The organism is Geodermatophilus sp. CPCC 205761, from assembly GCF_051383655.1.
Classification (GTDB): domain Bacteria; phylum Actinomycetota; class Actinomycetes; order Mycobacteriales; family Geodermatophilaceae; genus Geodermatophilus.
In genome coordinates, this window is sequence record NZ_JALPKQ010000024.1 from 1 (window position 1) to 18,128 (window position 18,128).

The following is an 18,128-nucleotide window of genomic DNA, read 5'->3' on the forward strand; positions in this document are numbered from 1 at the left end:
CTTCGCCGGCCCGGCACCGGTGGCCAGCGCCCGGCGCGCCCGGGGCGCGGCCCGTGGCCCGGCCGGGGTGGCGCTGGCCGAGCGCGAGGAGGACCTCGGTCCCGCGGCGGCCGACGTCGTCGTCGAGTCGCCGGAGTCGGTGCGGCCCGAGCCGCGCACCGGGGCGACCGCGGCACCGCGGCCGGGTGCCCGCCCGCAGCGGCCGGGTGCGCGCCGGTCCGGCAGCTCGTCGGCCAAGAAGCGCCGGTGAGCGCCGGAGCCGTGCCGGCCGCCGACGCCGGCACGCCGCCGCTGGACGAGCTCATCGCGGCGCTCGCGGTCGACGTCCCGGACTTCCCCAGCCCGGGCGTCGTCTTCCGCGACCTGACGCCGGTCTTCGCCGACGGGCCGGCGTTCCGCCGGATGGTGGCGGGACTGGCCACGGCCTCGCTCGCCGACCCCCGGGTCGCCGCCCTGGCGACCGACGGCGATCCGGGCTTCGACGTGGTCGTCGGCGTGGAGGCCCGCGGCTTCCTGCTCGCCGCCGCGGTCGCGGTGCAGGCCGGCGTCGGCGTGGTGCCGGTCCGCAAGGCCGGCAAGCTGCCCCGCGAGCGGGTGTCGGCGGACTACACGCTGGAGTACGGCACCGCCACCCTCGAGCTGCACACCGACTCCATCCGGCCCGGCCAGCGGGTGCTCCTCGTCGACGACGTGCTGGCCACCGGCGGCACCCTGGCCGCCGCGGTCGCGCTCGTCGAGGGCCTCGGCGGCGTGCTGACGGCGGTCGCGGTGGTCGTCGAGCTGGCGCGGCTCGGCGGCCGCCAGCGGGTCGCCCCGCACGCCGTGCACGCGCTCTGGACCACCTGAGGGGGACACCGTCGACCCGGCGGGCACGCGGCGACACGCGGCCCGACTAGCATGGGGTGGGTCGTCTCTCCTCCGGCCTGCAGGAGTCGCCATGGGCCCCGACGCCGCCACCAACGTGGCTGCCCCGCGGCCCGATGCGCCCGCCCTGCCCGCCGGCACCGGCACCGAGGCCCCCGAGCAGGCTCCGGTCGAGCGACCGCCGCTGCCCAGCCGGCCGGTGGTCCGCCGTCCCGACGACGTGGGATCCGAGCCGCCGGGCGAGCAGGACGTCCAGGGCGCGCCCAAGCGCCGGGTCCGTGACCGGCTGGCCCGGCGGATCGTGGCCGGCCAGCGCAGCGGCGTCGTCCGGCCGGTGCTCGAGCCGCTCGCGGCGCTGCACCGGCAGAGCCACCCCAAGGCCGATCTCGCCCTGCTGCAGCGCGCCTACGACGTCGCGGAGGGCGCGCACGCAGCGCAGAAGCGCAAGAGCGGCGACCCCTACATCACCCACCCGCTCGCGGTGGCCACCATCCTGGCCGGGCTGGGCATGGACACCACGACGCTGGTGGCCGCGCTGCTGCACGACACGGTCGAGGACACCGGCCAGACGCTGGAGTCGATCACCGAGGCGTTCGGGCCCGAGGTGGCCCACCTGGTCGACGGCGTCACGAAGATCGACCGGGTCAAGCTCGGTGACGCGGCGCAGGCCGAGACGATCCGCAAGATGATCGTCGCGATGGCCCGCGACCCCCGGGTGCTGGTCATCAAGCTGGCCGACCGGCTGCACAACATGCGCACGCTGCGCTTCCTCCCGCCGGAGAAGCAGGAGAAGAAGGCGCGCGAGACGCTGGAGATCCTCGCCCCGCTGGCCCACCGGCTGGGTATGAACACCATCAAGTGGGAGCTCGAGGACCTCGCCTTCGCCACGCTGTACCCGAAGCGGTACGACGAGATCGTCCGCCTGGTGGCCGAGCGGGCGCCGTCGCGGGACACCTACCTCGCCGAGGTCACCACCGCGGTCACCGACCAGCTCAAGGCCGCGAAGATCGAGGCGGTCGTCACCGGCCGCCCGAAGCACTACTACTCGATCTACCAGAAGATGATCGTGCGCGGCCGCGACTTCGCCGACATCTGGGACCTCGTCGGCATCCGCATCCTGGTCGACTCCGTCCGCGACTGCTACGCCGCTCTGGGCATCATGCACGCGCACTGGCAGCCGGTACCGGGGCGGTTCAAGGACTTCATCGCGATGCCGAAGTTCAACATGTACCAGTCGCTGCACACGACGGTGATCGGGCCGCAGGGCAAGCCGGTCGAGCTGCAGATCCGCACGCACGACATGCACCGGACCGCCGAGTACGGCATCGCCGCGCACTGGAAGTACAAGGAGAAGGCGCGGGCCGGCGGCAAGCCCGCGGCCGGGGAGTTCGGCGGCGCCAAGGCCGGCTCGCCCGACGACATGCTGTGGCTGCGCCAGCTGCTGGACTGGCAGCGCGAGGCGCAGGAGCCCGGCGAGTTCCTCGAGACGCTGCGCTACGACCTCGGTCCGCAGGAGGTCTTCGTCTTCACGCCCAAGGGCGACGTCGTGAGCCTGCCGGGCAACTCCACCCCGGTCGACTTCGCCTACGCGGTGCACACCGAGGTCGGTCACCGCTGCATCGGCGCCCGCGTCAACGGCACGCTGGTGTCGCTGGACAGCACGCTCAACAACGGCGACGTCGTCGAGATCTTCACCTCCAAGTCACCGACGGCCGGCCCGTCGAAGGACTGGCTGTCCTTCGTCGGCTCCTCCCGCGCCCGGACCAAGATCCGGCAGTGGTTCACCAAGGAGCGCCGTGAGGACGCCGTCGAGGCCGGCAAGGAGGCGCTGACCCGGGCCATGCGCAAGGCCGGGCTGCCCCTGCAGCGGCTGCTCGGTGGCGAGGCGCTGTCCACGCTGGCCAAGGACCTCCGCTACGCCGACGTCACCGCGCTGTACGCAGCGGTGGGAGAGCACCAGATCTCGGCCGCCTCGGTGGTGGAGAAGCTGCTCAACGCCCTGGGCGGCGCCGAGGGCGCCGTCGAGGACATCGCCGAGACCGCCATCCCGACCAAGCGGCCGGTGCACCGCCGCCCGGCCGGCGGTGACCCGGGGATCGTCGTCCACGGCATGAGCGACGTCTGGGCCAAGCTCGCCAAGTGCTGCACGCCGGTCCCCGGTGACGGCGTGCTCGGCTTCGTCACCCGCGGCGGCGGGGTGAGCGTGCACCGCACCGACTGCACCAACGCCGAGGACCTCAAGCGCAAGCCCGAGCGGCTGGTCGAGGTCGAGTGGGCCAGCCAGCCGGGGGCGGTGTTCCTCGTGGCCATCCAGGTGGAGGCGCTGGACCGCCACCGGCTGCTCTCCGACGTCACCAAGGCGCTGGCCGACGAGCGGGTCAACATCCTGTCCGCGTCGGTGCAGACCAGCCGGGACCGGGTGGCGGTCAGCCGGTTCACCTTCGAGTTGGCCGACCCGGCCCACCTGGGTGCGGTGCTGCAGACCGTGCGCAACGTCGACGGCGTGTTCGACGTGGAGCGCGTGACGGCCTGAGGTCCTAGACGACGGTCATCGACTCGATGCTCACCGGCACGGTGGGGGCGCCGCCGCCGGGGCTCGGGTCCATGGAGCCGTCGTTGCCGTTGGTGGCCACGACGTCGAGGACGGCCAGCCCCGCGTCGTCCACCGTGCCGACGACGGTGTAGTCCGGCGACAGCTGGCTGTCGCCCCAGACGAGGAAGAACTGGCTGCCGTCGAAGCCCTGCCCGCTGTTGGCCATCGCGATGGTGCCGCGCGGATAGGTCTCCTCGCCGGTGACCTCGGTGGGGAAGGTGTAGGTCGGCCCGCCGGCGCCGGTGCCGGTCGGGTCGCCGCACTGCAGCACCTGGAGCCCCGCGCTGTCGACCTGCCGGTGGCAGGGGGAGTCGTCGAAGAAGCCCACCTCCGCCAGGTGGACCAGGCTGGCCGCGGCGCACGGGGTGGCCTGCTGGTCGAGGGTCAGGGTGAGGTCGCCCAGGTTGGTCGACATCAGCAGGTCCACGGTGCCCTCGGCGGGCACGTCGTCGGCCGGCGGCCGGACGTCGATGAGATAGGGGTTGCCCGACTCGTCGGTCGACCAGTCGCAGCTCACCGTCCCGCCCGAGCCGGCGCCGCCGCCCCCGTCGGAGCCGCCGCCCGGGCCGGCCTGCTCGCCGGAGTCCGGCGCGCTGCCGGAGCAGGCGACCAGGGCCAGCAGGGCCCCGGCCAGCCCGGTCGCGGCCCGCAGCCGCGCCGTCGCGGACGCGGTCACGCGGCGATCGTCATCGTCTCGATGCGGACCTCCTGGGTCGGCGCGCCGTCCCCGGGGCCGTTGCTGGCGTCGTTGCCGTTGGCGGCGATGGTGTCCAGGGTGGCGAGCCCGGCCTCGTCGATGGTGCCGACGACGGTGTAGTCGGGGGAGAGCTGGCTGTCGCCGTAGACCAGGAAGAACTGGCTGCCGTCGAAGCCGTCGCCGCTGTTGGCCATGGCCAGGGTGCCGCGCGGATAGGTCTCGCTGCCGGTGACCTGGGTGGGGAACTCGTAGGTGGGGCCGCCCCGGCCGGTGCCGCTCGGGTCGCCGCACTGCAGGACCTTGAGGCCCTCGCTGTCGGTCTCCCGGTGGCAGACGGTGCCGTCGAAGAAGCCCTGGCCGGTCAGGTACGCGAAGCTCGCCGATGCGCACGGCGCGGCGGCCTGGTCCAGGGTCAGCCCGACCGGGCCGAAGTTCGTCGTCATGGTCAGCGCGGTGGTGCCCGAGGGGGTGACCTCGGCCGGCGGCGTCCCGACCTCGGTCAGGTCGGGGTTGCCGGAGGCGTCGGCGGTGAAGTCGCAGGTGCCGTCGCTGCCGTCGACGGCCGGTGCGGAGGACGACGGCGTCGGGTCGGCGGCGGCCGAGTCGGCCGGGTCGTCCCCGCCGACGCCGGTGATCAGCCAGACGGCCCCGAGGACGAGCAGCACGGCGACGACGGTGACGCCGATCAGCACGTTGCGCCGGCGCTTGCGGGCCAGCTCGGCGCGGCGCTCGAGTTGACGCTGCAGGCGGCGCTGGGCGGCCTGCCGCCGCTGCTTGTTGCTGGGCACGGGTGGTACTCCTCGGACGGACGGGTGCTGCGGCGGGGCGCGGCTGGCAGCCGGGAGGCGCGTCCACGCACCGCTGGTCGATCCGCGAGTCTAGGTGGCGATGCCGCCGCTCCACCGGCAGCCGGAGAGCCCCGGAGCGGCGGAACTGCCCCGCGTAACCTGCACGGGTGCTCATCCGCTCGTTCCCGGCCGGCGCGTTCGGCACCAACTGCTACGCCGTCGCCCCCGGGCCGCGGCAGGAGTGCGTGGTCGTCGACCCCGGCATGGACGCCGTCGAGCCGCTGGCCCGGATGCTGGCCGAGGACGGCCTCAAGCCGGTCGCCGTCGTGCTCACCCACGGCCACCTCGACCACACCTTCTCGGTGCTGCCCGTCTGCGACGGCTACGACATCCCCGCCTACCTCCACCCGAGCGACTTCGGCATGCTCGCCGACCCCGCCCGGTGGCACGGTCCGCAGCTGGCCCCGCTGATCGCCGGCGTCGCGCTGCCCGACCCCTCCGACGTCCTGCCGCTCGACGACGGCGCGGTGCTCTCGCTCGCCGGCGTCGAGCTGACCGTCCGGCACGCGCCGGGGCACACCCAGGGCTCCGTGGTGTTCTCCGTCGACCTGGGCGAGGCGCCGGGGCTGCTGGCCGGCGACGTCCTCTTCGCGGGGTCGGTGGGCCGCGTCGACCTGCCCGGCGGGTCCTGGGACGCGATGCTGCGGTCGCTGCGGGACGTCGTCCTGCCGCTGGACGACGCGACCGTGGTGCTGCCCGGGCACGGGCCGGCCACGACGATCGGGCGGGAGCGGGCGACCAACCCGTACCTGGCCGAGGCGGCCGCCGGTGCGGGTCCCGCGCCGAAGGGGCGCGGGCTGTGAAGACGACGGGGGAGCGAGCAGCGCTCCAGGCTGGGGGCACCTCCCGCTTGCGGGGGACAGCGACCGAGGAGCGGAACGAGCCCGGAGTCGAACGGAGGGCGCTGTGAGCAATGGCCTGACCGCGCCGAAGGGCACCTTCGACACGCTGCCGCCGGAGTCGGCGCGCTTCCTGGCCGTCCGCGACACGCTCACCGCGCCCCTGCGGCGGGCCGGCTACGGCTACGTCGAGACGCCGGTGTTCGAGGAGACCGCCGTCTTCTCCCGCGGGGTGGGGGAGTCCACCGACGTCGTGACGAAGGAGATGTACACCTTCGACGACCGCGGGGGCCGCTCGCTCACCCTCCGCCCGGAGCTCACGGCCGGGCTCATGCGGGCGTTCATCGAGCACCGGCTGCACACCGGCGCGCTGCCGGTCAAGCTGTGGACCGTCGGCTCGGCGTTCCGCTACGAACGCCCGCAGGCCGGCCGCTACCGGCACTTCACCCAGGTCGACATGGAGGCCCTCGGCGTCGACGACCCCGCGCTGGACGCCGAGGTGGTGGCTCTCGGCGTGCAGGGCTTCCGCGACCTGGGGCTGACCGACTTCGAGCTGCTGCTCACCTCGCTCGGTGACGCCACCTGCCGGCCGCAGTACCGCGAGCTGCTGGTGGACTTCCTCGCGAAGCTGGACCTGGACGAGGACACCCGCCGGCGTGCCGAGATCAACCCGCTGCGGGTCCTGGACGACAAGCGCCCCGAGGTGCAGGCGCAGCTCGACGACGCCCCGCTGATGGTCGACCACCTGTCGGACTCGACGAGGGCGCACTACGACGCCGTCCGCCAGCACCTCACCGACCTCGGCGTCACCTGGACCGAGGCGCCCCGGCTGGTGCGCGGGCTGGACTACTACACGAAGACGACCTTCGAGTTCGTGCACAACGGGCTCGGGGCGCAGTCGGCGATCGGCGGCGGCGGCCGCTACGACGGGCTGTCCGCGGCGCTGGGCGGGCCGGACGTGTCGGGCATCGGCTACGCGGTCGGCGTGGACCGGACGCTGCTGGCCGTGGCGGCCGAGGGCCTGGACATCGGCGCGGCGGCCGGGGTGCAGGCGTTCGTCGTCCCGCTGGGGGCCGAGGCCAAGCGGCTGGCGGTGCGGCTGGTCGGGCAGCTGCGCGCGGCCGGCGTCTCGGCCGACACCGTCTACGGCGACCGCGGGCTCAAGGGCGCCATGAAGGCCGCCGACCGGTCCGGGGCCTCGCACGCCGTGGTCATCGGGGAGCGCGACCTCGCCGAGGGGGTGGGCCAGCTCAAGGACCTGCGCACCGGCGAGCAGACCGCCGTCCCGGTCGCCGAGCTGTTCCAGACGGTGCGACGTGCGACGGTGGGGGAGTGATGGAGCAGCGACCGCTCGGGCGGACAGGGGCCGACGTCAGCGTCGTCGGCCTGGGCACGTGGCAGCTGGGCGCCGAGTGGGGGGACGTCGACGACGACGCGGCCGCAGCGGTCCTCGACGCGGCGCTGGACGCGGGGGTGACGCTGTTCGACACCGCCGACGTGTACGGCGACGGGCGCTCCGAGCAGCGGATCCGGCGGGCGCTCGTGGCCCGGTCGGACCGGCCGTTCGTCGCGACCAAGGCCGGTCGCCGCGCCGATCCGTTCGAGGCCGCCCAGTACACGCCCGAGAACCTGCGCGCCTGGATCGACCGGTCGCGGCGCAACCTCGGCGTCGACACCCTCGACCTGGTCCAGCTGCACTGCCCGCCGCCGGCGGTCTACTCCGACGAGCGGGTCTACGACACGCTCGACGGGTTGGTGGCCGACGGCGCGATCGCCGCCTACGGCGTCTCGGTGGAGACCGTGGCCGAGGGGCTGACGGCGCTGGCGCACCCGGGTGTGCAGACGATCCAGGTCATCCTCAACGTGTTCCGCCGCAAGCCGCTGGAGGAGCTGCTGCCCGCGGCGGCCGAGGCGGGGGTCGGCGTCCTCGCCCGGGTCCCGCTGGCCAGCGGCCTGCTCACCGGCAAGTACGACGAGTCGACGACGTTCCCGCCCGACGACCACCGGAACTTCAACCGGCACGGCGAGGCCTTCGACGTCGGCGAGACCTTCGCCGGCGTGCCGTTCGAGGTCGGCGTCGCAGCCGCCCGAGAGGTCGCCGAGGTCTCCGGAGACGCCCCGACGGCGGCGTTCGCGCTGCGCTGGGTCATCGACCAGCCCGGCGTCACCACGGTGATCCCCGGCGCCCGCTCCGTCGAGCAGGTCCGCGGCAACGTCGCGGCCGCCTCGCTCGCCCCCCTCACCGACACCCAGCTCGCCGACCTCGAGCGCGTGTACGACGAGCGCATCCGCGCCCACGTGCACGACCGCTGGTAACCCGAAAGGCAGTTCCTGTGCTCCGCACCCACGACGCCGGCACGCTGCGCGCGACCGACGCCGGTTCCACGGTCACCCTCGCCGGCTGGGTGGCCCGCCGCCGCGACCACGGCGGGGTCGTCTTCCTCGACCTGCGCGACGCCTCGGGCTACGTCCAGGTCGTCGTCCGCGAGGAGGAGGCACACCACCTGCGCAACGAGTTCTGCGTGCTGGTCACCGGGGAGGTGCGCCGCCGCCCGGAGGGCAACGAGAACCCCGAGCTGCCGACCGGGGAGATCGAGGTGGCGACCTCGGCCCTGCGGGTCCTGTCCACCGCCGCGCCCCTGCCGTTCCCGATCGAGACCGACCAGGCCGCGTCCGACGACGTCCGCTACCGGTACCGGTACCTGGACCTGCGCCGGCAGGGCCCGGCCCGCACCATCCGGCTGCGCAGCGAGATCAGCCGGATCGCCCGCGGGGTGATGGCGCGGCACGGGTTCGTCGAGGTCGAGACGCCGAACCTCACCCGCTCCACGCCCGAGGGGGCGCGGGACTTCGTCGTCCCCGTCCGGCTGCAGCCGGGCAAGTGGTACGCGCTGCCGCAGTCGCCGCAGCTGTTCAAGCAGCTGCTGATGATCGGCGGCCTGGAGCGCTACTACCAGATCGCCCGCTGCTTCCGGGACGAGGACTTCCGCGCCGACCGGCAGCCGGAGTTCACCCAGCTCGACTTCGAGATGAGCTTCGTCGAGCGCGACGACGTCCTGGCCGTCGTCGAGGACGTCGTCCGCGCACTGTGGCGGGAGCTGGCGGCCTACGAGCTGCCGGAGATCCCGCGGATGAGCTACCGCGAGGCGATGGACCGCTTCGGCTCGGACAAGCCGGACCTGCGGTTCGGCATCGAGCTGACCGAGCTGACGTCCTACTTCGCCGACACGCCGTTCCGGGTGTTCCAGGCGCCCTACGTGGGCGCCGTGGTCATGCCCGGGGGCGGGTCGCAGCCGCGGCGGGCGTTCGACGCCTGGCAGGACTGGGCGAAGTCGCGCGGGGCGCGGGGCCTGGCCTACGTGACGATCGCCGAGGACGGGACGCTGGGCGGGCCGGTCGCGAAGAACATCTCCGAGGAGGAGCGCGCCGGCCTGCTCGCGGCCGTGGGCGCCCGGCCCGGGGACTGCGTGTTCTTCGCCGCCGGCCAACGGCGCTCGTCGCAGGAGCTGCTGGGGGCGGCCCGCAACGAGATCGCCAAGCGGCTGGAGCTGATCGAGCCGGGCAGCTGGTCGTTCCTGTTCGTCGTCGACTTCCCGATGTTCGAGGAGACCGAGGACGGCGACTGGACGTTCATGCACCACCCGTTCACCTCGCCGACCCCCGAGTGGCGGGAACGGTTCGCCGAGGACAAGGCCGGCGCGCTGTCCGACGCCTACGACCTGGTGGTCAACGGCAACGAGCTCGCCAGCGGCTCGGTCCGCATCCACGACGCCGACCTGCAGGAGCGGGTGTTCGAGACCCTCGGGATGTCGCGCGAGGAGGCCCGCGAGCGGTTCGGCTTCTTCCTCGAGGCGTTCGCCTACGGCCCGCCCCCGCACGCCGGCGCCGCGCTCGGCTGGGACCGGCTGACGGCGCTGCTGGCCGGGGTGGAGTCGATCCGCGAGGTCATCGCCTTCCCGAAGACGGGCGCCGGGTTCGACCCGCTCACCGGCGCGCCGACGCCGATCTCCGACGCCCAGCGCAAGGAGGCGGGCATCGACGTCCAGCCGGAGGAGCCGGCGCTGCCCGGCGAGCCGGGCGCCCCGGGGCCGACCAACCCGGCGCACTGAGTCACTCGGCGACCTCGGGGGGCCAGACGACGCGGAAGCGCTCGAAGACCACCTCGAGGTCGTCGGACCACTCGCGGCCCCGGGCGGCCAGGGTGCGGCGGAAGTAGCGTTCGTGCCCGGCCAGCCAGCCGGCGCGGGTGCGGTCGCCCTCGCCCTCGTCCCAGGCGAAGGTGTCGTCGACGCTGGCCAGGGGGCCGATCCGCAGCTCGACGCTGCGCAGCACGCAGCGGGGGACGCCGGCGCCGTCGCAGACGACCCAGTGCCCACCGATCCGGGGCAGCGGTTCGCCGTCGGCGGCGAAGTCGGCGACCAGCCCGGCCGTCGCCCGCTTGGTGCCGGCGAGGACCAGCGCGAGCAGCTCGTCGGCCAGCGCGACGCCGTCACCGAACCGCTCGACGGTGGGCTCCTCCAGCGGCGGGGCGGGGAGCGTGGCGACGTAGTCCCGCCACAGCGCGGACGCCGCGTCGCGATCGAGGTCGCCCGGCTGGTCGGGAGTCACGCCGGTAGTTTGCTGGACATGCCGCTGCGTGCCCGCACCCTGCTCGGACCCGGCCCCTCCAACCCCTACCCGGAGGCGACCGTCGCCCTCACCCAGCCGCTGCTGGGCCACCTCGACCCCGTCTTCCTGGGGATCCTCGACGAGACCTCCGACCGGCTCCGCCAGGTGTTCGGGACGACGAACCGGCGCACCCTGCCGCTGTCGGCGACCGGGTCGGCGGGGATGGAGGCGTCCTTCGTCAACACGGTCGGCCGCGGGGACGTCGTGGTGGTCGCCGTCAACGGGCTGTTCGGCGAGCGCATGGTCGACGTCGCCTCGCGCTGCGGCGCGCAGGTGGTCCGCGTGGACCACGAGTGGGGACAGCCGGTCGACGCCGAGCGGGTGCTGGCCGCGCACCCCTCGCCGAAGCTGATCGCCGCCGTCCACGCCGAGACCTCGACCGGCGTCCGCTCGGACCTCGAGCCGCTGGCCGCCGGCAAGGGGGAGGCGCTGCTGCTCGCGGACTGTGTCACGTCGCTGGGCGGCATCCCGGTGCGCCTGGACGACTGGGGCGTCGACCTCGCCTACTCGGGCTCGCAGAAGTGCCTGGGCGTGGCCCCGGGACTGGCGCCGTTCACGATCAACGAGCGGGCCTGGGAGCGGCGGATCGAGAAGCCGCAGAGCTGGTACCTGGACCTCGGCATGCTCGGCGGGTACGCCGGCGAGGCGGCCGGCTCCGGTGGCCGCACCTACCACCACACCGCGCCGACCGGGATGGTCGTGTCGCTGCACGCGGGCCTGGGCCGGGTGCTCGAGGAGGGGCTGGACGCGGTGCACGCCCGGCACGCCGAGGCCGGCCGGCTGCTGCACGACGGGCTGCAGGAGCTCGGGCTGGAGCTGTTCGCCGCCGAGGGGTACCGGCTGCCGGAGCTGACCACGGTCCGCGTGCCCGACGGCGTCGACTCCGCCGCGGTGCGCAAGGAGCTGCTCGAGCGCTACGACCTCGAGATCGGCGGCGGCGTCGGGGCGTACGCGGCCACCGTCTGGCGGATCGGCCTGATGGGTCACAACGCCCGGCCGGACACGGTCGCTCTCGTGCTGGCGGCGCTGCGCGAGGTGCTGGGCCGCTGAGCCCCCCGCGTGACTTGTTTCCCCCGGTTGATCATCGCCGTCCGGCGGCTGCCCTCGGCGCGCCGGACAGCTCCCAGACGATGATCAACGGGGGGAGGGGCGCCATCCGCGGGTCGTCAACGCCCGGCGCGTGCGGTCGACGACGAGCCGCGGTCCGCCGACGTGCCGGGCGGCGAAGCGGAGCACCAGCCAGCCGTCGGCGGCCATGAGCGAGTAGCGGTCGATGTCCCGGCCGAACTGCCCGGCCTCGGCGTGCTGCCGCCCCTCGTACTCCAGCACGACCTTCCACGCTTCGTAGCCGAGGTCCCCGTGCGCGACGACCCGGCCCCACCGGTCGCGCACGGGCACCTGTGGCTGCGGCTCGGGGAGGTCGCTGCGCACCAGCCAGTACCGCATCAGGCTCTCCGGGCGGGACATCGCCAGGGCAGACAGCAGCGGTGCGCACTCCCGCGCCCGCACCACCCCGCGGCGCGACGCGCCCGGGCCAGCCGGCGGTCGAGCCCGTCCGGGGTGAGGCGGCGTCCGGCGGCAGGGCGGTGCTCAGGAGCGCCAGCCGCTCGTGCCGGTCGACGGCGTCGTCCAGCCGGACGTGGAGGTCGTGGCTCAGGTGGCCGCGTCCCGGCGGGATCTGTGGAGGAGCGCCGGGCCTGTGGACGCGCCGGCAGCCGAGTTGATCATCGTCGGGTGGGGGCCCGACGCGCCGCAGGCGACCGCCACCCGACGAGATCAACTGCGGGAGGGGTCAGGCGTTGAGGCGGGCGAGCTGGTCGGGGCTCAGCTGCAGGTGTGCCGCGGCCGCGGAGTCGACGATGGACGCCGGCCGCGACGCCCCCGGGATCGGGATGACCGCGTCCGACTGCGCCAGGTGCCAGGCCAGCGTCACCTGGTAGACCGACACGCCCAGCTCCTCGGCGACCGCGCTGAACGCCGGCGCGGTCGCGTCCAGCGACCCCGCCGCCGACACCCCGCCGAAGGGGCTCCACGGCAGGAACGCCAGCCCGTGCGCGGCGCAGTGGCTCACCTCGTCGGCGGAGAACCGCCAGCCGGGCGAGAACTGGTTCTGCACGCTCACCAGCGCCGGACCCACGATCGACCGGGCGACGTCGATCTGCGCGACGTCGGCGTTGGAGATGCCCACCATCTGCACCAGCCCGTCGTCGGCCAGCGACCGCAGGGCCCCCATCGACTCCTCCCAGGGCGTGTCCGGGTCGGGCCGGTGCAGCTGGTACAGCCCGATCGCCTCGACGCCGAGCCGGCGCAGCGACGCCTCGCAGGCGCGACGCAGGTAGGCCGGCGTCCCGTCGAGCCCCCAGTCCGAGCCGCGCCGGGTGTGCCCGCCCTTGGTCGCCACCAGCACGTCGGCCGCGCCGGACCCGTACGAGGCGAGCGCCGCGGCCACGACCGACTCGTTGTGGCCGAACTCCGCCTCGTCGTGGGAGTAGGCGTCGGCGGTGTCGATGAGGGTCACGCCGGCGTCGAGCGCGGCGTGCACGACCGCCTCCGCGTCGGCCGGCGACGGCCGGTCGGTCTTGGTGGACAGGGGCATCGCGCCGAGCCCGATGGCGCTGACGGTCCGGTCCCCGATGTGTCGCTTCTGCACGGGGCTGTCGTGCCCCGCGGGTAGCGTCGCAACCGTGAGTTCGCTGTTCGACCCGGCGCCGGAGGAGACCCCGGCGGTCGACCCGGGCGCCCCGCTGGCCGTCCGGATGCGGCCGCGCGCGCTCGACGAGGTGGTCGGCCAGCAGCACCTGCTGGGTCCGCGCGCCCCGCTGCGCCGGCTGGTGGAGGGCGACGAGCCGATGTCGCTGGTCCTCTACGGGCCGCCGGGCACCGGCAAGACGACCCTGGCGCACGTCATCTCCCTGGCCACCAAGCGGCAGTTCGTCCAGCTGTCGGCGCTCGACTCCGGGGTCAAGGAGGTCCGCGCGGTCATCCAGAGCGCCAAGCGCGAGCTCACCTACGCCGGACGGCGCACCGTCCTGTTCATCGACGAGGTCCACCGCTTCTCCAAGACCCAGCAGGACTCGCTGCTGTCCGCCGTCGAGGACCGGATCGTCAGCCTGATCGCGGCCACCACCGAGAACCCCTTCTTCTCCGTGGTCAGCCCGCTGCTGTCGCGCAGCCTCGTGCTGGCCCTTCAGCCGCTCTCCGACGACGACGTCCGCGCGGTGCTGCGTCGGGCGCTGACCAGCGACCGCGGGCTCGACGGGGCCGTCACGCTCACCGAGGAGGCCGAGGAGCACCTGCTCCGGGTGGCCGGCGGCGACGCCCGCAAGGCGCTCACCGCGCTGGAGTCGGGCGCGGGCGCGGCGAAGGCCGCGGGCACCGACGTGCTGGACCTGGCCACGCTGGAGACGGCGGTGGCCCAGGCGGCGGTCCGCTACGACCGGCAGGGCGACATGCACTACGACGTCGCCAGCGCGCTGATCAAGTCGATCCGCGGCAGCGACGTCGACGCCGCGCTGCACTACCTGGCCCGCATGGTGGAGGCGGGGGAGGACCCCCGCTTCATCGCCCGGCGGCTGGTCATCTCCGCCAGCGAGGACATCGGCATGGCCGACCCGACCGCGCTGCTCACCGCGGTCGCCGCCGCGGACGCGGTCGCCTTCATCGGCATGCCGGAGGGGCACTTCCCGCTGGCGCACGCCGTCGTCCACCTGGCCACGGCGCCTAAGTCGAACGCGATCACCGTGGGCATCGGCGAGTCGGTCGCCGACGTGCGCGCCGGCCTGGCCGGCCCGGTCCCCCCGGGCCTCCGCGACGCCCACTACGCGGGCGCCAAGAAACTCGGCCACGGCTCCACCTACCGCTACCCGCACGACGCGCCCGACGGGATCGTGCCGCAGCAGTACCCGCCCGACGCGCTCGTCGGCCGGGACTACTACCGCCCCACGAGCCGGGGCGCCGAGGGGCCGATCGCGGCCCGCCTGGCCAAGCTCCGCGCGATCGTGCGCCGCGGCCGCTGACCGCCCGGCGGGGCACGGACGGGCGCCCGGGCCCGCGACTACTGTGACCACGCCGGGCCGACGCCCGCCGGCAGGTCCGGGGCGGGACGCACCGCCGGCCGAACCGCCGCAGACGACGAGGAATCAGTCGCCGAGGAACAGGAGACCGCGTGTCCGCAGGAGAGTGGGCCGGCTTGATCGCAGCCCTGGCCCTGGTGCTGCTGGTGGTGCTGCTGGCCGTCCCGATCCTCAAGCTGGGGCGCACCCTCGACGAGGCGACCCTCACCATCCGCCAGGCCCGGGAGCAGAGCGCCCCCATCCTCAGCCAGGCCTCGACGACGGTCGCCCACGTCAACAGCAACCTCGAGCGGGTCGACGACATCACCGGCAACGCGGCCAACGTGTCGAGCAACGTCGCCGCGCTGAGCAGCGTCGTCGCCGCCACCCTGGGCAGCCCGCTGATCAAGGCCGCCGCCTTCAGCTACGGCGTCCGCAGCGCCGCGAAGAAGAAGCGAGAGGGCCAGGCGATCGCCGACGCCGCCGCTCGTGACAAGGCCGCGCGGCGCGAGCGCCGGGCCGCCCGGCGGGCCGCCTGATGCGCCGGCTGTTCTGGCTCGCCATGGGCATCACCATCGGCGCGCTCGTCGTCCGCAAGGTGTCCCGGGCCGCCGAGAAGCTCACGCCGCAGGGGATCGCCGGCGCCCTCGTCGAGGGGCTGCGCGACCTCGCCGACGCGATCGGGGAGTTCGGCGCCGACGTCCGCGCGGCCGCCGCCGAGCGGGAGCAGGAGCTCCGCGCCGGCACCGGCCTGGACGCCCCGCTGCCCACGGGGGACCAGATCCAGTTGCCGGCCCGTCGTGGGGCGCACGCCGCCGACCACTGACCACCTCACCGCCCGCGGGCGCCGCCGCCCGCACCTCGACTCCCGAGTAGGACCATGCAGACCGCCGAGATCCGCCGCCGCTTCCTGGAGCACTTCTCCACCCGCGGCCACACCGTCGTGCCCAGCGCCTCGCTGGTCTCGCCCGACCCGTCGCTGCTGTTCACGGTCGCCGGCATGGTGCCGTTCATCCCGTACCTCACCGGCCGCGAGCCCGCGCCCTACCCGCGGGCGACCAGCGTGCAGAAGTGCGTGCGCACCCTCGACATCGAGGAGGTGGGCAAGACCACCCGCCACGGCACGTTCTTCCAGATGAACGGCAACTTCTCCTTCGGCGACTACTTCAAGGAAGGCGCGATCCAGTACGCCTGGGAGCTGGTCACCGGGTCGGTGGACGGCGGCGGGCTGGGCTTCGACCCGGAGAAGATCTGGGTCACCGTCTTCCACGAGGACGACGAGGCCGCCGACGCTTGGCGGCGGATCGCCGGGCTGCCCGACGAGCGCATCCAGCGCCGCGGCTACAAGGACAACTACTGGCACACCGGCCAGCCCGGGCCGGGCGGGCCGTGCAGCGAGATCTACTACGACCGCGGTCCGGAGCACGGCCGCGACGGCGGTCCGGTCGTGGACGAGGACCGCTTCCTCGAGATCTGGAACCTCGTGTTCATGCAGTACGAACTCGACGACGTGCGGAGCAAGGAGGAGTTCCGCATCGTCGGTGACCTGCCCAAGCAGAACATCGACACCGGGATGGGCCTGGAGCGGGTCGCCTACCTGCTCCAGGGGGTGAACAACCTCTACGAGATCGACGAGGTCTCACCGGTGCTGCGCCGCGGCGCGGAGCTCGCCGGCGTCACGTACGGCCGCGATCACGACGCCGACGTGCAGTTGCGCGTCGTCGCCGACCACGTGCGCAGCGGGCTGATGCTCATCGGGGACGGCGTCACCCCCGGCAACGAGGGCCGCGGCTACATCCTGCGCCGGCTGCTGCGCCGCGCGATCAGCTCCATGAAGCGGCTCGGCGTCGACGAGGCCACGCTGCCCGAGCTGCTGCCGGTCTCCCGCGACGCGATGAGCCCCAGCTACCCCGAGCTGGCAACCGACTTCGGCCGGATCTCCGCGGTTGCCTACGCGGAGGAGGAGGCCTTCCGCCGCACCCTCACGGCCGGGACGACGCTGTTCGACACCGCGGTGCGGGAGGCGAAGAAGAGCGACCGGCCGCGGCTGTCCGGCGACCAGGCGTTCTCGCTGCACGACACCTACGGATTCCCGATCGACGTCACCCTCGAGATGGCCGCCGAGCAGGGCGTCGCCGTCGACGAGGACGGGTTCCGCGCGCTCATGCAGCAGCAGCGCGACCGGGCCCGCGCCGACGCCCGGGCCAAGAAGACCGGCTCGGTCGACGTCCTGGCCTACCGCCGGCTGCTGGCCGACCACGGCCCCACCGACTGGCGGGCCTACGACACGCTGCGGACCGAGTCGCGCGTGCTCGGCGTCGTCTCCGACCTCGCCGACGAGGAGGGGGCGAGCGCCACCGCCGGCCCGGGCGAGATCACCCGCGTGGTCCTCGACCGGACGCCGTTCTACGCCGAGTCCGGCGGCCAGGTGGCCGACGCCGGCGTCCTGACCTGGGACGGCGGGCGGGCCGAGGTGCTCGACGTCCAGCGCCCGGTCAAGGGCCTGGTCGCCCACCAGGTGCGGGTGCTCGAGGGCGAGCTGCGCGAGGGCGCCGAGCTGGTCGCCGAGGTGGACCGCGAGTGGCGGCTGTCGGCCTGCCAGGCGCACTCGGGCACCCACGTGGTGCACGCGGCGCTGCGCCAGGTGCTCGGCCCGCAGGCGCTCCAGTCGGGGTCCTACAACCGGCCCGGCTACCTGCGGCTGGACTTCGCCTGGCAGGGTGCGCTCACCGCCCAGCAGCGGCACGACATCGAGGACGTCGCCAACGCCGCCGTCCGCGCCGACCACCGGGTCACCGCCAGCTACATGACCCTGCCCGAGGCGCGGGCCTTCGGCGCCCTGGCGCTGTTCGGCGAGACCTACGGCGAGCAGGTGCGCGTCGTGGAGATCGGCGGCCCGTGGTCGCGCGAGCTCTGCGGCGGCACCCACGTGCAGGGCAGCGCCCAGATCGGCACCCTCGCGCTGACCGGCGAGTCCTCGGTCGGCTCCGGCTCCCGCCGGGTCGAGGCGGTCGTCGGGCTGGACGGGTTCCGGTACCTGGCCCGCGAGCGGGACCTCGTCCGCCAGCTGGCCGACCTGCTCAAGACCCCGACCGACGGCATCGCCGAGCGGGTGAGCGGCATGCTCGCCCGGCTGCGGGACGTCGACAAGGAACTCGCCGAGCTGCGCGCCCAGCAGACCCTCGCGGCGGCCGGCGAGCTGGCCGCCGGAGCCCGGGACGTCGGCGGGGTCGCCGTGGTCACCGGCTCGCCGGGCGGCCTGGGCGGCGGGGATCTGCGCACGCTGGCCCTCGACGTGCGCGGCCGGCTCCCGGCCGACCGTCCGGCGGTCGTCTTGCTCGCGTCGGAGTCGGAGGGCAAGGTGGCTGTCGTCGCGGCCCTCAACCCGGCCGCCCAGGAGCGTGGGCTGTCGGCCAACGACGTGCTGCGCGCGGCGGCGGCACCGGTCGGCGGCCGCGGCGGCGGCAAGACAGACGTGGCCCAGGGAGGCGGGACCGACCCCGCCGGCATCCCCGCGGCCCTCCAGGCCGGCGAACAGGCGGTCGCGACCGCCACAGGGAGGTGAGC

General features: G+C 74.4%; 16 protein-coding genes and 1 pseudogene. 12 read left to right on the forward strand and 5 right to left on the reverse strand.

The window, feature by feature from the left end:
• From MY526_RS15455 to MY526_RS15465, 3 genes and pseudogenes are all read left to right on the forward strand, one after another.
• A pseudogene (locus MY526_RS15455) lies at nucleotides 1-250 on the forward strand (protein translocase subunit SecF); the annotation flags it as partial.
• Entirely contained in the window at nucleotides 247-846 is a 600-nt protein-coding gene (locus MY526_RS15460; protein ID WP_436704383.1) for an adenine phosphoribosyltransferase, read from the forward strand. The pseudogene MY526_RS15455 and the gene MY526_RS15460, both read left to right, overlap by 4 nt.
• A 91-nt stretch (nucleotides 847-937) precedes the next feature.
• Nucleotides 938-3,397, forward strand: a complete 2,460-nt coding sequence (locus MY526_RS15465) for a RelA/SpoT family protein (protein ID WP_436694655.1) — start codon at nucleotides 938-940, stop codon at nucleotides 3,395-3,397.
• Between the two features lie 4 nt (nucleotides 3,398-3,401).
• Here the strand turns inward: MY526_RS15465 and MY526_RS15470 are convergent, their stop codons facing one another.
• Both MY526_RS15470 and MY526_RS15475 read right to left on the reverse strand, forming a co-directional pair.
• Nucleotides 3,402-4,133, reverse strand: a complete 732-nt coding sequence (locus tag MY526_RS15470; protein WP_436694654.1) for a peptidylprolyl isomerase — start codon at nucleotides 4,131-4,133, stop codon at nucleotides 3,402-3,404.
• Nucleotides 4,130-4,942 carry a peptidylprolyl isomerase gene (locus MY526_RS15475; protein ID WP_436694653.1) on the reverse strand — a complete coding sequence of 271 codons (813 nt, stop codon included), beginning with the start codon at nucleotides 4,940-4,942 and terminating at the stop codon, nucleotides 4,130-4,132. Before MY526_RS15475 ends, MY526_RS15470 begins: the two co-directional genes overlap by 4 nt.
• Before the next feature lie 167 nt (nucleotides 4,943-5,109).
• Between MY526_RS15475 and MY526_RS15480 the strand changes: the two genes are divergently transcribed.
• The 4 genes from MY526_RS15480 (at nucleotide 5,110) to aspS (ending at nucleotide 9,950) form a co-directional block, all read left to right on the forward strand.
• The gene (locus tag MY526_RS15480) at nucleotides 5,110-5,805 is read left to right on the forward strand and encodes an MBL fold metallo-hydrolase (protein WP_436694652.1); all 696 of its coding nucleotides are present in this window, start codon (nucleotides 5,110-5,112) and stop codon (nucleotides 5,803-5,805) included.
• A 103-nt stretch (nucleotides 5,806-5,908) separates the two neighbouring features.
• Nucleotides 5,909-7,177 (forward strand): histidine--tRNA ligase, encoded by a 1,269-nt coding sequence (gene hisS / locus MY526_RS15485; protein ID WP_436704384.1) that lies wholly within the window; start codon nucleotides 5,909-5,911, stop codon nucleotides 7,175-7,177.
• Nucleotides 7,177-8,157, forward strand: a complete 981-nt coding sequence (locus tag MY526_RS15490) for an aldo/keto reductase (protein WP_436694650.1) — start codon at nucleotides 7,177-7,179, stop codon at nucleotides 8,155-8,157. Before hisS ends, MY526_RS15490 begins: the two co-directional genes overlap by 1 nt.
• A 17-nt stretch (nucleotides 8,158-8,174) precedes the next feature.
• A complete protein-coding gene (gene aspS / locus MY526_RS15495; protein ID WP_436694649.1) occupies nucleotides 8,175-9,950 on the forward strand; it encodes an aspartate--tRNA ligase in 1,776 nt (591 codons plus the stop codon).
• Nucleotide 9,951: 1 nt separating this feature from the next.
• Here the strand turns inward: aspS and MY526_RS15500 are convergent, their stop codons facing one another.
• Entirely contained in the window at nucleotides 9,952-10,449 is a 498-nt protein-coding gene (locus MY526_RS15500; RefSeq protein WP_436694648.1) for an ASCH domain-containing protein, read from the reverse strand.
• An 18-nt stretch (nucleotides 10,450-10,467) separates the two neighbouring features.
• On the opposite strand from MY526_RS15500, the gene MY526_RS15505 reads away from it, so the two are divergent.
• Nucleotides 10,468-11,559 (forward strand): pyridoxal-phosphate-dependent aminotransferase family protein, encoded by a 1,092-nt coding sequence (locus MY526_RS15505; protein WP_436704385.1) that lies wholly within the window; start codon nucleotides 10,468-10,470, stop codon nucleotides 11,557-11,559.
• Between the two features lie 84 nt (nucleotides 11,560-11,643).
• On the opposite strand, the gene MY526_RS15510 is transcribed toward MY526_RS15505, so the two are convergent.
• Nucleotides 11,644-11,955 (reverse strand): DUF559 domain-containing protein, encoded by a 312-nt coding sequence (locus MY526_RS15510; RefSeq protein WP_436694646.1) that lies wholly within the window; start codon nucleotides 11,953-11,955, stop codon nucleotides 11,644-11,646.
• Nucleotides 11,956-12,301: 346 nt separating this feature from the next.
• Nucleotides 12,302-13,159, reverse strand: coding sequence for an aldo/keto reductase (locus tag MY526_RS15515; protein ID WP_436704387.1), 858 nt, complete (start codon nucleotides 13,157-13,159; stop codon nucleotides 12,302-12,304).
• A 34-nt stretch (nucleotides 13,160-13,193) separates the two neighbouring features.
• Here MY526_RS15515 and MY526_RS15520 point away from each other — a divergent pair, with 34 nt between their 5' ends.
• The 4 genes from MY526_RS15520 to alaS all read left to right on the forward strand — a co-directional run bounded on the left by MY526_RS15520 (nucleotide 13,194) and on the right by alaS (nucleotide 18,126).
• A complete protein-coding gene (locus tag MY526_RS15520) occupies nucleotides 13,194-14,525 on the forward strand; it encodes a replication-associated recombination protein A (protein ID WP_436694644.1) in 1,332 nt (443 codons plus the stop codon).
• 149 nt (nucleotides 14,526-14,674) lie between these two features.
• On the forward strand, nucleotides 14,675-15,100 hold the full coding sequence (locus MY526_RS15525; RefSeq protein ID WP_436694643.1) for a DUF948 domain-containing protein: 426 nt from the start codon (nucleotides 14,675-14,677) through the stop codon (nucleotides 15,098-15,100).
• Nucleotides 15,100-15,387 (forward strand): hypothetical protein, encoded by a 288-nt coding sequence (locus MY526_RS15530; protein WP_436694642.1) that lies wholly within the window; start codon nucleotides 15,100-15,102, stop codon nucleotides 15,385-15,387. Before MY526_RS15525 ends, MY526_RS15530 begins: the two co-directional genes overlap by 1 nt.
• A gap of 54 nt (nucleotides 15,388-15,441) precedes the next feature.
• Nucleotides 15,442-18,126 carry an alanine--tRNA ligase gene (gene alaS / locus MY526_RS15535; protein ID WP_436694641.1) on the forward strand — a complete coding sequence of 895 codons (2,685 nt, stop codon included), beginning with the start codon at nucleotides 15,442-15,444 and terminating at the stop codon, nucleotides 18,124-18,126.
• The last annotated feature ends 2 nt before the right edge of the window (nucleotides 18,127-18,128 follow it).